The following is a 14,587-nucleotide window of genomic DNA, read 5'->3' as shown; positions in this document are numbered from 1 at the left end:
CACCTATTTTGTAAAGTCTGTAAGACGCATACAAAATAGATAGTTGAACTAACCCCGCTTTTTCAGCGGGGCCTTGGTTTAATATCTCAACCTTTGGGTCAATTCCTTTTATCGGGTCTAAGGCTTGCCTTGAGGTTTTATTCCTTTTCTTTTTTCTTGCCTAAGGAGATTTTGTAATCATCTACGTTGCCTTTGATTTTTAGGTTGAGGTATCTGATTCTTTTGGTGGTGTCTATGGCTACAATGGCATCTTCTTGTTCTGGGTTTACAAGGGTGTCTCTTTTGCCTTTAAATAGTTTTTGCCAAGCGGCTTTTCGGGCAGCTTTCCAAGGAATACGTAAGTAATAATCAATATTTTGATCGCTGTCATGGGTGCCTGATAATTCCATATGACCTATGGTAGATTCGATGGTCATCATGGGAATATTGATGGTTCCTTTCTGTATGTCTATGCTGTTTTGAAGGGTGTCAAATCGAATGTTTTGGAGGTTTTTATCACCCATATAATCGGAAAGTGCCAACATAGGGTCGTAATTTTTTAATCGGCCGTTTAATACTTTTACGTCCATTTCTAGGGTAGACTGATCCAAGTCTGGCGTCATATCTGGGTATACACGTACCTTTCCTTTGATTCTGGAGGTGAGCTTGCCTTGTAAGTTTTCGGATACGAGATGATCTTGTCCAAAGTTTTCAAACTTGAATAGGAGTTTATCCAAATCGACATTGGTCATTACTAAATCGGGTTGCATATAGATATGCTTAGGTTCGCTTCCATTAAAGTAACCACTTAATCGGATGTTTCCTCCAGCAGCATCCATATTTAGGGTATCTATATAGATGTAATGATTTGGTGTGGTGCGTATATCGGCTTTGATCTGTTGAAGATCGATTCTATGGTATATAAAATGTCCGATATCTGCTTTGAATTGCATGTCTGTAAATGGCAATTCATAGAGATTGAAAGCTTCTGCATGTTCTTTTACATCTGCTGTTTTTGAAACGGCTACTTCTGTGGGTGTGGGTGCATTTTCTTCAAAATTAAACAGCGCATCAAAATCAATATAATTTGCGTTTAATTCGAGGTAATTATCTCTTTTCTTTATCTGTGGATCTTCTCCCAAATAATAATTGAGATCGAAATTAAAATTGGTGGTTCCTATTTCGCCATGAAAGTCTTTGATGACAATATGATCATCTTCATAATGAATATTTCCTCTAAAATTTTCAAAGGGTAGAGGATGTACTTTCATTTTTGTATCTAACTTATCCAAGCCTAGATCGATGGAATGTAACACAGAATCTTTATAATGCATACTAGAAGAAACATGTAATGCCAGATTATCAAACTCTTCATGTCTGTAGTCTTCTGGAACATAATTTTCTCCTTTATAGGAAAAGATATCTTCGAGCCTTAATTTTTCAGAGGATAGGTTGAGATCTAAATAGACATCTCCTTGAAGTTCGGGTTGCATCCAAAACGAATAATCGTGTATGAGTCCATCTACATGAAAGTCACTATCATCTATATAACCCGTAAAGTCTATAATTTCTAAGTCTTTGGTATCTATAAATATATCGGCATTAAAATCATGTAGTGTATGCGGATAGTGCTTCAAGTCGGCATAGAGGCTATCGATAAAGAATTCGCCTCTTGGTAAATAGGTAGATTCTGTAAAATCTTTCGCGGAAGCGTTAAAAGAAAGCCCTAAACTTAACTCTTTTATTTGTTCATCAACCCCAGTTTGGATCGTGTCTTGTTTTGAAAAGCCTGTGAGTTCGGCGAGGTCTAAGTACTTGGAAGTGATATCTAAATGGGCTTTTACAGGAATAGAGGTATGATGTACAATGGCGGGTAAATCTGAGAGAAAACCATTAATCGATAGATCTGAATTGCCCATCAAGAGTTCAAATTGTTTGAGTGTGGCTTCTTTACCATTCATGACGAGATGTACATTCAAACTATCCAAGGGAACCGGAAGTTCTTTGGCATCTAGACTCAGATCTTTTACAATCAACTCTGAGAAGTAAGCCTGATTGAGTTTTTGTAATGCTTTTTCGGGGTGGTCAACATCAATAATATCGTGAAAGTTCATTTTCAGCGAAACGGCTCCCGAGGCATTTTGGACTTGCTCTAGTTCGAAAAAGTCGGCTATAAAATCGAGATTGAAATTGGAGTCGATTTGCATTTCCACTTCTGGAGATTCAAAATTCTTGATAAAAATAGAACCTTGAAATTCACCTTTTTCCAACGATGCCGTCATATCGGTGAGTGAAAATTCCATGGTACTGGCATCTCTATTCTCTCCATTAGTGAAATGGCCATTAAAGCCCATATTGTCTATTTTCTTATTTCTTTCTGTATTTTCTAGAAAGGCTTTTCCTGCTCCAAAATTGGCATTGATAGCGGGTCTGTTTCCTTTGTTTGCAGCCCCTTTGATATTCGCATTAAAATAGATTTTACCCGCATTGTTGTATTTTTCTAATACAGGAATAACATCTGCCGGTGCAAAGGCTATAAACATATCAAAATTGGTCTTTGTTCCTTTTATAGAAAGGTCAAGGTCTACATCATTTTTGGTGTCTATCGTACCTTCTAAATCAAAATCACCATTTTCCATCGAAATACTTGAAGGTTGTATTTCAAGAATACCGGTATGCTCATTAAATGTGAGGTCTGTATTAATTTCAAAATGCTTCTGACGAAAAAAGGTAGTATCGCTATCTTTGATGACATTTAATTCAAAATAGGTATCTATGTGGCCAGCGATGATACTATCTTTTCGGCTAAAACCACCGGTACCTGCGTATACAAATTTTTCTACATCAGTATTGGTCGCTTCATCTAGCGTATGAATATCTAGATTTTTAAACGTGATCTTTTTTAGGTGAATATTGGTTGTAGGGGTTTCTGTATCTGAGGTACTCGCTAAGGAGTTTTGAATATTGGTAGTATTGTTTTCGTGAATGACAATATTAAACACGCCTTCTTCTAATAATACAGATTGAATATCATAGTTTTTATTGACAATATCCCATAGGTTAAAACCTACGTAGATGTCTTTTACATCCATGATGATGGGTGCATTGGCTTCTTTTGTTTCAAGAATCTGTACATCATATACTTTGATAGAAATGTGTGGAAAGTTGCCAAAAAGGGATAATTCACTTTCTCCTACATTAATTTGACCTTTGTGTTCTTTGTTGAGTTTTGCAATTTCCCCTTTGATAATATCAGATTGATTACTCTGAATATAGAGTATGAGGCTTCCTGTCAGTACAATAGGAACTGTAATGAGTGCTATTAAAATTCGTTTCCAGAATTTTTTAATCTTCAAAAGGAGTGGTCTTTAGCGTTAGTCTTTAAAAGTAACGAATTCGCATGAAAAAATGTTATATACAAATGTGATTTAGTTTATGATTAACAACATTGTGTTGTTTTAAGAATAGAATATAGAGACTAGACGTATTATGTTTTGGCTTTTAGTATATACATCATTGTATTTCTAATGTCTGGTCGAGCGCAGTCGAGACCTTATTACTGAAAGCTAATTAGGTTTACCTGAGCTCTCGACTGCGCTCGAGGTGACAGTTAGATGGGTAATGTATTCATAGAAACTACGTACTAGATCAAAATAGAGTACTACTCTAATTTAGAATACTACTCTATTTTGAAGTAATCTTTGGATACGTTTCTATATACGCTTTCGCGAAAGCGAATACAAGAATCACACACGTAGGGAGAATGAAATGGTAAAGCGTACTGACAAAGATACTCTATCACATGATATTGTTTTGATGGCTTATATAGCATGGTTTTGTAGTACATTCAGAAGGATCATATTTGCTTGTTTACTAGAGATTATCTCTTTATAATACACCTGATTTATTTATATTTAAGAAAAAATAACCGCCATGAAAAAAATACTCTTTGCATTTTTAATAGGAACTGTTTCGTTACAAGCACAAGTAAAAGCCTTAGTTGGGGGGACGCTTATCGATGGATATGGATCTACACCCATAAAAAATAGTGTGATTCTTATAGAAGGTGAAAATATAAAAGCTGTAGGTACTGTAGCCACGTTAAAGGTTCCTGAAGGTGCCGAGGTTATTTCTACCGAAGGGATGTCTGTACTTCCAGGATTATGGGATATGCACGTACATACCATGATTAATGGGCATGCTGATTATGCGTATTGGGATAAAACCTACTTACCCTTATTAGAAAATACAATTATGCCTGCTTCTGCTGAACAATTACTGATGGCGGGAGTAACGAGTGCACGAGATCTTGGAGCGCCATTAGAAGAAAGTATTTCGATACGGGATCGTATTAATAATGGAGAGATTCCAGGAGCTACTTTATATGTGTCGGGACCTTTTATTCAGAAGAAACCGTACCCTGGCACAGAAGCTTTTCGATGGGGTGTAAACGGACCTGATGATGCGCGTAAAAAAGTAAAACGCCTTGCCGATGCTGGTGTGGATTGTGTCAAACTAATAGATCAAGATCAGATGACCACAGCCGAGCTTCAAGCGGTAGTAGATGAAGCACATAAACATAATTTGAAAGTGGTCGCGCACGGGCATCGTCCTATGGAGATTATAGCAGGTTTAAAAGCTGGTGCCGATTGTTTTGAGCATACAGGACTTTCTTCAGCACCTAGCTATCCTGATGATGTCATGGATGCGATTAAAGCGCGTACGGCACAGATGAATTTAGGTCCTTTATTTTGGTGTCCAACCGTAGAAGGATTATATAATTATGAGTATGTACGTGATCATGGAGAACATTTGGATAATGATTCTTGGCATCGCGGTCTTCACGATACGATTGTAACCGATATAAAGAATAGTTTTAAGCATAAGGACCGATTGCCGTATTTTCAGTTAACACCGGTACGCAAACCTACCTTAGAAACTAAGATTAACCAGCTGTTGGAGGCGGGTGTTGTACTTATGATAGGAACAGATAGTGGGATTCCTATGAAGTTCCATAGCCAGTCTACGTGGAACGAACTTGATGTTTGGGTAAATGAATTTGGAATTGATCCTATGTATGCAATACGTGGTGCTACCTATTGGCCTTCTTTATGGATGGGTGTTGCCGATGAGGTAGGTACTGTTACCGAAGGTAAAAAAGCCGATATCATTGCTGTAAAAGGAGATGTTTTACGCCATATTAGTTTACTTCAAAATGTAGATATCGTGATTAAACATGGGAAGCAGTATAAGTAATTTCTATTTTCCCTCATCCCAGCCTTCTCCTTCAGGGAGAAGGGGCCTATGTGTTTTCAAAGTTGTTTTCTCTTTTTGGGGCAAGATTAAATTGAAGATAATGTGACTTTTTATTCATACATCCCTCATCCAAGCCTTCTCCCTCTGGGAGAAGGGGTTTCTTGATATTTTCTTATCTGTATTTTCTTTTAAGGGATTTCCTCTCTATGGGAGAGGAGTAAGGTGAGGGTAAATTATAATAATCTTTCGAGTTTTAATTCGATCACTTCTTCTTTTCCAGATGCTTTTTTCAGCACTAGTTGTATGGTTTGACCTTCTTTTTTTAAGAGTTCTCTGTAGGACTTTAAGTCGACATGTGATACATTATTTATGGAGTGTATTTCATCACCACTTTGAATTCCTTTTTGTGCAGCTTCCGTACCTTGAATGACATCGCCTATGACTATTTTTTGATCAGATTTCTTAATCGTAAAACCGACCAGTGGGATATCAAATGCATCTTTATAGTATACACTCGGTTTTAGGTATAGTTTCTTTTTCTTATAATCTAATATCATATCAAAACGATTGATAATATCTGCTCCCAGAATACCTGCAAAGTCTGTTCGAGAGCTTACCCCTTGTTTAGATTGTGAAAGACTTACAGGGACTCCTGAAAAGGTATTTCCTAATAGTGACACCTCTTTGGTTAATCCTACTATTGAGGTTGTAGTTGCTGTGAGTCCTCTAGATGAAATGGTAATGGATGTATCAAATTTATCTTTTAATTGGTGTTTTTTTACAAATGGCGTATTAAAAAGAATTCCCAAATTGGCACCACTATCAAAAAGGAAATCTCCTGAGATGGTCGTGCCATCTTTAAAAGCGCAATCTAACGTTACCATCGGTATGGCATTACTCATTCTTATTTTGTGAGCTGTATACCCAGTTATGTCATTTATATCTTTGGTATTATTATAGAGATGTAATTTCTTATTTGCAAAATCAAACTCTGTTACATACCTACGAATCACATCATATCCTATAATGCCATCTATTTGAATTCCTGAGCGATTACTTAATTCTTGTAAATCAACGAGTACAATATTTAGTTTATCAAAATCTAAATTTTCAATACGAATCGTTCTATCTAAGGCAATTTCATATTCTTGAGACCCTGATGCTCCTGTGGCGTATTGCTTTGTATCTGCTTTTATGCCTAAACGAGTGGCTGCTGTTTTATCCATAACAGCTGTAGATGCCCCAGTATCAAAAACAAAGGTTAAGGACTCATTTTTTTCAGGTACTTCTACAGGAATATATACGAGACCTTCCTTTTCAAATGGAATACTTGCAACTTGGCTTGTTGCTATTATTGTACTGCTTATGAATAATACGAGCAAAAAATAATACCTCATGGACGTGTTTTTTTCAAAAATAACCAAGGAGAAGGGAAATAATGGTTAACGAATGTTAACATATTCTATTTATTTAGCGGTCAATTTTAGAAGTATAAAAAAGTTTTACTTAAATTACAGGGACTTACAACCCATTAGATTAATGCGCTATACATATTTACTATGTACTTTTCTTATAGGTCTCTGTGGCTTTGCTAATGGGCAAGCCCAAGATAGTATTATGATAGACTCTATGTATAAAGAAGTGGAGCGTGCTTATCACAAGTTTGATCAATTTGATTACGGAGAAGCAATCAAAATTTCTGATAAGGTTATTGAGTATGCAACCAAAACGAATAATGATCACTTAAAAGCCAAGGCTTATAATGTGATTGGAAATTCGTATTACAATACAGGGAATATTACATTATGTCTAGATTATTTATCTAAGTCTAGGGACTATTTTCTCAAATCTGACGATATAGGAAATGTGATAAAAACAATAAGCGATATTGGTGTAACATATCGTGAATTAGATAGTATTGCAAAATCAAACACTTATTTTAAAGAAGCGATTGCACTAGGAAGAACATCTCAAAATAAAGATGAGATTATCTATCCGTTATATAATTATGCTCGGTACTTGAGCAATGTAGAAAAGGCATATGATAGTGCGTTAACCTATTATACCGAAGCGTATGAGTTATCTAAAGAATCAACACTTGTCAAAGGACGATCTATTATAGGGTATTTATATATGCGATTGAGTGATGTCTACTATGAAAAAGGAGACATTAATAATTACAACTTCTATTTTGATGAGAGTATTACTTATGCAAAAGAATATAACTTTTATGGCATTTTAGCTACGTTATATAGAACTCAATCTAAACGTCATTATGAGAATAATGATTATAAAGATGCGTTTCTCGCATTGAGAGAATACACCCAAGTAGCAGATACCATATACACATTTAGGGAATTGGAGGTTGCTAAAGAGGTAGAAACTAAATTTCGTAATAAAGAGAATGAAGAAAAACTCTCTATTGTTAATCAAGAAAAAGAAGAACAAGCTATTGCTTTTAAGAAAACTCGAGTGTCTAACATTATATTTATTATTGTTAGCATTATTTTACTTTTAAGTGTTTATGGCATTTTCAAAAAAAACAAACAACTCAAAATAGCAAAAGAAGAGGCAGAATACTTATCTAATGTAAAGAGTAAGTTTTATTCAGAAATTAGTCATGAGCTACGAACTCCTTTATATGCCGTGATAGAGCTATCTAGGCTGTTATTAAAAGAAAATGTAAATAGTAGTCATAAAGAATACCTAGAGTCACTTAATTTTTCAGGAAACCATTTATTATCACTTATTAATAATGTCCTTCAACTAAACAAAGTTGAATCGGGCAAAATGAATGTTGAGTTTTTAGAGTTTAAACCAAAGGTTTTAATTTTAGATATTGTAGAAAGCTTAGAGTATGCTATACGTGATAGTAATAATAAAGTACAATTAGCATATGATCCAACAATCCCAGAAGTACTTATAGGAGATTCTTTAAAGCTCTCACAAATACTCATTAATCTGGTTTCTAATTCGATCAAATTTACGAGTAATGGAACGATCATGATACGCGTTAAGTTACTTGAAGAAATAGGAGAAGAAGTTACGGTGTATTTTGCGATAGAAGATAATGGGATAGGTATTTCTAAAGAAGGGCAAATAAAGATCTTTGAAGAATTTTACCAAGAACGTTCTAAAACTGAAAAGTCATTTAAAGGAACAGGCTTAGGGCTCTCTATCGTAAAAAGAACATTATTAGCTATGGATAGTGATATTCATATAGATAGTGTAGAAGGAGAAGGTGCAACCTTTAGTTTTGAATTGACATTCTCTAAGAGTACCAAAGCAATTATAAAAGATGAAGATCTCAAATACTTAACAAAAGACTTACAACATAAGAAGGTCTTGGTTGTAGATGATAATAAAATCAATTTATTGGTAACAAGGAAGATTTTAGATCAATACAATATAACGTCTCAAGTAGTAGACTCTGGTGAAAATGCGATAGCACTTATAAAGGAAATGAAGTTTGATTGTATTTTAATGGATATCCATATGCCAGAACTTGATGGCTATGAGACCACAAAAATCATTCGAGAAAATGGAGATAATACTCCTATTATAGCCTTAACTGCTACTTCTACAGAAGAGATAGAAGGAAAGATTAATAAAGAACTCATGGATGGATATATCTTAAAACCTTTTGTGACGGCAGATTTTATTGAAAAAATCTATAAGGCTATCGTTAAAAAGGAACGTGTCAGTTAGATTATTTAGGCCTAGCATTAAACATTCCGACATGTAAGAAGGTGCCTATTTTTCTTGCCCTATTTTTAAGTGTGGCTGCTTTTTCTCCTACAAATAAATCGTCTATGGTTTGTATCCAGTGATTGATCCAAATACCAAAATGTTGCTCGTTGACGGTATATCCTTCGGCGGCATCTACTTGTTGATGTTTTTCTAATGGATTGCCTGTAAACTTTTTCTTAAAAAAGAGTTGTGCTTCCCAAAAATCAGTGAGGTGTTCTAGGTGTTCCTCCCAATGATGGATATGCCGCTCAAAGATAGGAGCGAGGTATACATCTTTTCGTATCCGACTGTAAAAGGTGGTGACGAGAAGGTGAATATCTTTTCTTTTTGTGATTTCTTTTTTCATAAGAGATCACAAGATAGTGACTCTACACATATACAATTTTAAATATTTACAAATTATATTTTTTGTTGAGTACGCTTTAACACTATGGCATTCTTTGGCCGTAAATTTTCTAAGTACGCTTTCGCGAAAGCGTACCCAGAAAAATATTAATTCAATGATGTTTGCAATACGCCTACATTTCCTTTTTGATTAATAGTCGTAGCTTTTACTTTTAACGGTTTTGTAGTATCCGTGATTGGTAATGTGATTAAAGCTTCTCCATTTTCATTGGTATTTATGGATGGATTCCAATATAATACAGTAGCATTTTTACGATCTTTTTTAGAAAGTGTTTCTTGATATTTTTCAAATGTAATTGCGGGTTCATATCCTTGAAAATCAAGTTGTGCTTTTTTTCTAGGGATATAGGTGTCTTCTGCAAAACGTGTGTATACAGCAATCACACCTCCAGCACCTCTAGAACCATAGATAGCAGCTTCTGGACCTATTAATACTTCAATACGTTGAATATCTGAATAATTTACAACATCTTGAAGATCATTTAAACTTGATCTTGGCGCCGTAGTGAGCGCACCACCCCCAAATGTATTACCTGTATTTATGCGACTTCTACGCATCACAGGAATACCATCTACGACAAATAAAATGGGTCCTGGCGCTCGGGGAATAGATACTGAAGGATATAATTCACCAAGACCAGTAACGATAACTCCAGGTACTTGAGCAAGTAATAGTCCTGTACTTTTAGGACGGTCATAGTCTTGGTATACTATTCTGTGTTTAGGCGGTTTTACGCCATATACTGATGGTTTTTCTTTTGGAGGCGCTTCTTTTGTTTTTCTCCCTGTTAATGGTACTTCATTTAAAACAAGTGTTCCTGTGGTGTCCAAAGGTTGTACAGCAAGTGCTTTTTGCTCCTGAGATGCATTCGTTTTCTGTTTTGAGCCTGTTTTAGCTAGCTTTATTCTTGCTTTTTCTTTTTTAGGGTCTTTATAAAAAGCATCTTCAATACGCTCTAATTGCACCAATCTGGATTCTGTATCATCTCCTTTTGTTCTACATAGAAGCGTTGTTTCTCCATCAATATGAATATTATCTACGCGTAAAATTCCATTAGCATCGGTAGTAGTTTCTTCAATAGAAATACCGTTTTCATTGGTAAACATAACTTGTATAGGCGTATTGACTAATAGTTTATTATTGAAATCATACGCATAGCCTTTCACATGGAGCCCTTTTTGAATAGGATACTTTATCGTATTAATGGTCATTGAACTTTCATTGTGTGTATCGCTTTCTGCTTTCTGAGAAATGAGTACAAACATATCTTGTAAAAAACGTCTGTTTCTTTCTGTTGCATTGTCAAGTTGCTCAGGAAGGGAAGCAAATAGATCGGCTTCTTCAAATCTAGTTGTGTTCGTATCTTCCGAAATGATACTAAGTGCTACCTCTGTTTTTACAGGTTTATTTTTTTGGTCTGTCACTTTTATTTTATAGGTTACTTCAGTATCGGTAGATGTTACTTGGTCCATTGTAATTTGTAAAGGTTGTCCATCTATCCAAATAGGTCTTTTGGCTAGTGAGTTTCCTTCTAAGTCAACAAGCTGTAGTTCTAAGATGCCTCTTGGTATTTTTTCCTTATCAAGTTTTATATCGGCACTATTTTTTGTGAAGTTAATTTTCTTTTCAAAATAAGGTACACCACGTAATGTGCCTATAAGTTTAAGAGGTGTTTTTTGAGCTTTTTCAGAACGAACTACTTGTATACTAGCCATGGAAGCTTCTATGTTATTAATGCGTAGCATATGTCCTTGATCTTCACTCTCTGGTAATGGATACGTAGTACCATTTTCTAATTTTAGAAAATAACGTTCATTACTTTTTGGTTCTAGAAATGCAATTCCCGAACCCTCACTATAATCTCTTACTTTAAGAATCTCTGTATTTTGACTATCTACGATGGTACCAATAGTCCCATCGTTGCCTATGAGGTTTGGAGGTATCTGAAATGCTATTTTATTTTTATACCCTTGTAAAAAGGTTCCTCCTTCAGGAAGAATGGTTATCGTATTTGTTAGAGATGTATCAGAAGTAGCAGGATCTCCAATGAGAATTTGCTTCTTCGCATAAGGTGTGTCACTGTAATTTTTCATCCACTGTGTGTATGCTTTTACAGTGTAATTACCTTCCTTTACTCGTTTAGGCAGAATGATATTTCCAGTGACCATTCCGTCTACGATTTCATGAAATTGTGTTTTTACAGTAGTTCCATTGGTGTCTTGTAATTCAATATGTAACACACGGCTATTGCTATATCTATTTTGTTGAGGTCCCGTTAAAAGATATGCTTTGAAAAAGAGATGATCATTGTTTATTTGCTCATTAGCTAACTGTAATACAACATGCTCTCTCATAATATACAATGAGTCTTTTACAGAAATTTGTTCAATGATGGGAACTTCTGAATTGTACGGACCTCTTTGTGTTATATTTTGAGAAAAACCGGTAAAATTAAAAAATAGAGAAATAGAGAAATAAAGAAAAACGTGGAAAGTAAAGTGTTAGTTTTCATCATAGCGAGTACTTTTAAACGTTAAAATTCTAACATAAATATACTGCTCAAGTGTAATATTGACACGTCAATTTAGATTGATTTAACACAATTAACAAAGGCTTATATGTTTTGTTTACCATATATCCATTATATAGAGGTGAATTCCTATTTTCTCTTCAACAGTTAGTAATGAATCTCTTAGTGCTATTGTTCGTATACCAATAGCAGCTCTAGGATTATTTGTCTTAGACACGTTTTCTGGAGAAGGTGGTCTTATAATTCCATAATTTGGTTTTGAATCATCATTTAAGGATGTCAAGTACCAATCATCTATAATGGCAAACTGATACGGCGAAAGTTGTCCTTTTTGAATAGCTTCTTTAAGTACTGGAATTAAAGTTGTGTACAATGTGTCATTTCGATTATATGTAGTAGATATAGAATTATGATGACTAATGATTGTAGATGTCCAATATCCTTTACCCACTAGTTGTTCCCCAGGATATCCATAGGTCGCCATGATATCCATAAGTTTGGCTATTTGTTGCTCACTGTGTGGTGCAAATTTGTTTTCGGCATACCGAGTCTGTGCTTTTTCGCTAAATCTAAACAATGCCTTGAGCGCTTTCCACTGATCTTTAGCATACATTTTTTTGACTTGCGCCTGTACTTCTTTATTGAGTGTACGCTCGTGTATGGACGTAAGCGAATCGTATTTTTTCTTGATTATTTTCCAATCTTCTTTTGAAAGGTATTTTTTTAAAAGTGTATGTTTTTTAATAGATGTCAAAGACCATCCTGCTTGTATGCCTAATTCGATATAGGAAAGTGTTTTCTCTTTGTTTTTTGTATAAGCAGCCAACTGACTTGCTATTTTATAGTCTCTTAAAAATATGAAGTCATAGGTTTTAAATAATTGCTCATATATGAAGAGCGCATCACTATAGTTTTCATCAACAATATGTTGTTCTGTTTTTAATACGTTTTGATGATAGATGGTATAGTCAGTAGTAGATTGCCCCAATGAGAGCGCAATTGCAAAGAAGTATACTGTAAAGAATACGAGTTGCTTTTTAGTCACGAGATTGATTTTAGTTAGATTCTAAAGTAACTTTTAAAGAAGATAGAAAAATCAATATTTTGTTAATTAGTTGAATTTTAACTCCCAGCAATTGGAGAATTAAAGATACCAACGGCGAGTTCTGCCCATAGCAAAAGAAATAAGATGATGAGAATAATATAAAGCAGTGTTTTGTATGTACGGTTTTGTATTTTCAAAATGATACCTTCTATCATACTTCCAAATCCTAATAATACTATACCTGCGATTACAAAATCAGCTAATGCCCAACGGACTTCTGGTGTAAACTGCATCGCAATAAACGGAATGAGTAAAATCATTCCTATGATAGTAAGTATGCATATTCTTCTTTTGTTTTTGGCTTGCATGATTTGTTATGATCATTTTTTAGAAAAAGGTTCAAGTTTTTTTCTAATCTCTTTAGCTTCATCATATGTGATTCTCATTTTTTCTACGTGAAATGAAACGTATTGATCTGGTTCTTTTATTTGTAGGGTTTCATTTATCCCATTATAAGATACAGATGAGACTTCGTTAAATACATATTCATTAACTACGTTGTTTCGTAAAATAAGTACCACTCTTTTATTCGTTAGGATTAAATAGTCATGTTTCTTCCTTATAATAAAGTATAATAGTGTGGCTAATGTATTTGTATTTGAGATTAAAAATTCCCACGTAGTATCTTTAGAAGTTTTTTTTAAAAGAATTACACCTGCTTCTTTTTTTAATAGGCGTTGTATGTTTTTAGATAGTGACATTAGTTAATTTACTGTGGGTGTTCTTCTTTGTCCGCTTTCGCGAAAGCGTAAACAGATTTTTTAATTAATATATGATAAGTACCTCCTGAAGATACTAGATAATATCTCTAACCTTAATGAATAATCATGTTTAAATACGCTTATTTAGGATCTATTTTCCCAGTCTGATTTTATTTTATTCGTTTTTAATAAATAAGGAATTAGTACAATGAACTCTAGTCTTATATTTAAAATTGAATCCCCGCTTTCAGACAAGAATGGTAAGACTATTATTATAAAAGTACACAAAATAATACCGAGAATTGTATCTACAATGGCAAGACCAACAGTCCATTTTTTTCAGTCCACAGTCCAAAAGATACAGTTCCTTTAAGAGAAAATACTATAATTATAATAAAATCACCCGTTGTGCATTTAGAAAAAATAGCGTGGGTTTAGATGCTATATTTTCATTCTTTTCCTCAAATCCTAAAGGATGGAATGAAAATTTCTACTATTCACCCTTTAGGGTAGGGGAAAAAGTAGTAGAAATAGAATCAAATGCACAACGGGTTAAGCCCATTAACTGTTAAGGCATTTGTAGCTTCTAAACCGTACAGGGCAAGAGAAACATCAAAACCAAGAATTCCAAGCAATAAACAAATGGGCGCAAAAAAACCAAATATCATAAAGAACCACAGAAATACTTTTATCCAAATAGGTAGTAGGTCTCTTCTTCTTTCTGTATTAGGTAAAGTATCTTGATTTAAAATTTCTTTATTCATTTATTTTTGTTTGTGAGGTAACACTATACCTTTTTTACAATGATATTAATTCCTTAATGTAATAATACATGCTAAATACATAAAATGAATTGATGT

The 14,587-nt window shown here is 34.4% G+C and carries 10 protein-coding genes; 2 read left to right on the top strand and 8 right to left on the bottom strand.

All coding sequences use genetic code 11. The features are described 5' to 3' along the window. Nucleotides 1–137: 137 nt before the first annotated feature. Nucleotides 138–3,335, bottom strand: a complete 3,198-nt coding sequence (locus Q1A60_RS10930; protein WP_299765478.1) for an AsmA-like C-terminal region-containing protein — start codon at nucleotides 3,333–3,335, stop codon at nucleotides 138–140. Between the two features lie 577 nt (nucleotides 3,336–3,912). Between Q1A60_RS10930 and Q1A60_RS10925 the strand changes: the two genes are divergently transcribed. After that, nucleotides 3,913–5,235 (top strand): amidohydrolase family protein, encoded by a 1,323-nt coding sequence (locus tag Q1A60_RS10925; protein WP_299765475.1) that lies wholly within the window; start codon nucleotides 3,913–3,915, stop codon nucleotides 5,233–5,235. 233 nt (nucleotides 5,236–5,468) lie between these two features. Here the strand turns inward: Q1A60_RS10925 and Q1A60_RS10920 are convergent, their stop codons facing one another. Further along, complete coding sequence (locus Q1A60_RS10920) at nucleotides 5,469–6,632, bottom strand: aspartyl protease family protein (protein ID WP_299765473.1); 1,164 nt, start codon at nucleotides 6,630–6,632, stop codon at nucleotides 5,469–5,471. A 142-nt stretch (nucleotides 6,633–6,774) separates the two neighbouring features. On the opposite strand from Q1A60_RS10920, the gene Q1A60_RS10915 reads away from it, so the two are divergent. Then, a complete protein-coding gene (locus Q1A60_RS10915) occupies nucleotides 6,775–8,943 on the top strand; it encodes an ATP-binding protein (RefSeq protein WP_299765471.1) in 2,169 nt (722 codons plus the stop codon). A gap of 1 nt (nucleotide 8,944) precedes the next feature. Here the strand turns inward: Q1A60_RS10915 and Q1A60_RS10910 are convergent, their stop codons facing one another. The 6 genes from Q1A60_RS10910 to Q1A60_RS10885 all read right to left on the bottom strand — a co-directional run bounded on the left by Q1A60_RS10910 (nucleotide 8,945) and on the right by Q1A60_RS10885 (nucleotide 14,491). Further along, nucleotides 8,945–9,331: a group III truncated hemoglobin gene (locus tag Q1A60_RS10910; protein WP_299765469.1), complete on the bottom strand. Its 387-nt coding sequence runs from the start codon at nucleotides 9,329–9,331 to the stop codon at nucleotides 8,945–8,947. 146 nt (nucleotides 9,332–9,477) lie between these two features. Continuing rightward, nucleotides 9,478–11,745, bottom strand: a complete 2,268-nt coding sequence (locus Q1A60_RS10905; RefSeq protein WP_299765466.1) for a Plug domain-containing protein — start codon at nucleotides 11,743–11,745, stop codon at nucleotides 9,478–9,480. A gap of 273 nt (nucleotides 11,746–12,018) precedes the next feature. Further along, nucleotides 12,019–12,966 (bottom strand): hypothetical protein, encoded by a 948-nt coding sequence (locus Q1A60_RS10900; protein ID WP_299765463.1) that lies wholly within the window; start codon nucleotides 12,964–12,966, stop codon nucleotides 12,019–12,021. Nucleotides 12,967–13,043: 77 nt separating this feature from the next. Continuing rightward, nucleotides 13,044–13,334 carry a hypothetical protein gene (locus Q1A60_RS10895; protein ID WP_299765461.1) on the bottom strand — a complete coding sequence of 97 codons (291 nt, stop codon included), beginning with the start codon at nucleotides 13,332–13,334 and terminating at the stop codon, nucleotides 13,044–13,046. 12 nt (nucleotides 13,335–13,346) lie between these two features. Next, nucleotides 13,347–13,727, bottom strand: coding sequence for a hypothetical protein (locus tag Q1A60_RS10890; RefSeq protein ID WP_299765459.1), 381 nt, complete (start codon nucleotides 13,725–13,727; stop codon nucleotides 13,347–13,349). Nucleotides 13,728–14,263: 536 nt separating this feature from the next. Beyond that, nucleotides 14,264–14,491, bottom strand: a complete 228-nt coding sequence (locus tag Q1A60_RS10885; RefSeq protein WP_299765457.1) for a hypothetical protein — start codon at nucleotides 14,489–14,491, stop codon at nucleotides 14,264–14,266. Nucleotides 14,492–14,587 lie beyond the last annotated feature (96 nt).

The sequence above is a fragment of the uncultured Dokdonia sp. genome (assembly GCF_947492535.1).
Taxonomy (GTDB): Bacteria; Bacteroidota; Bacteroidia; order Flavobacteriales; family Flavobacteriaceae; genus Dokdonia.
Note: the sequence above shows the minus strand (reverse complement) of the source record. Positions and strands in the feature narration are given on the sequence as shown.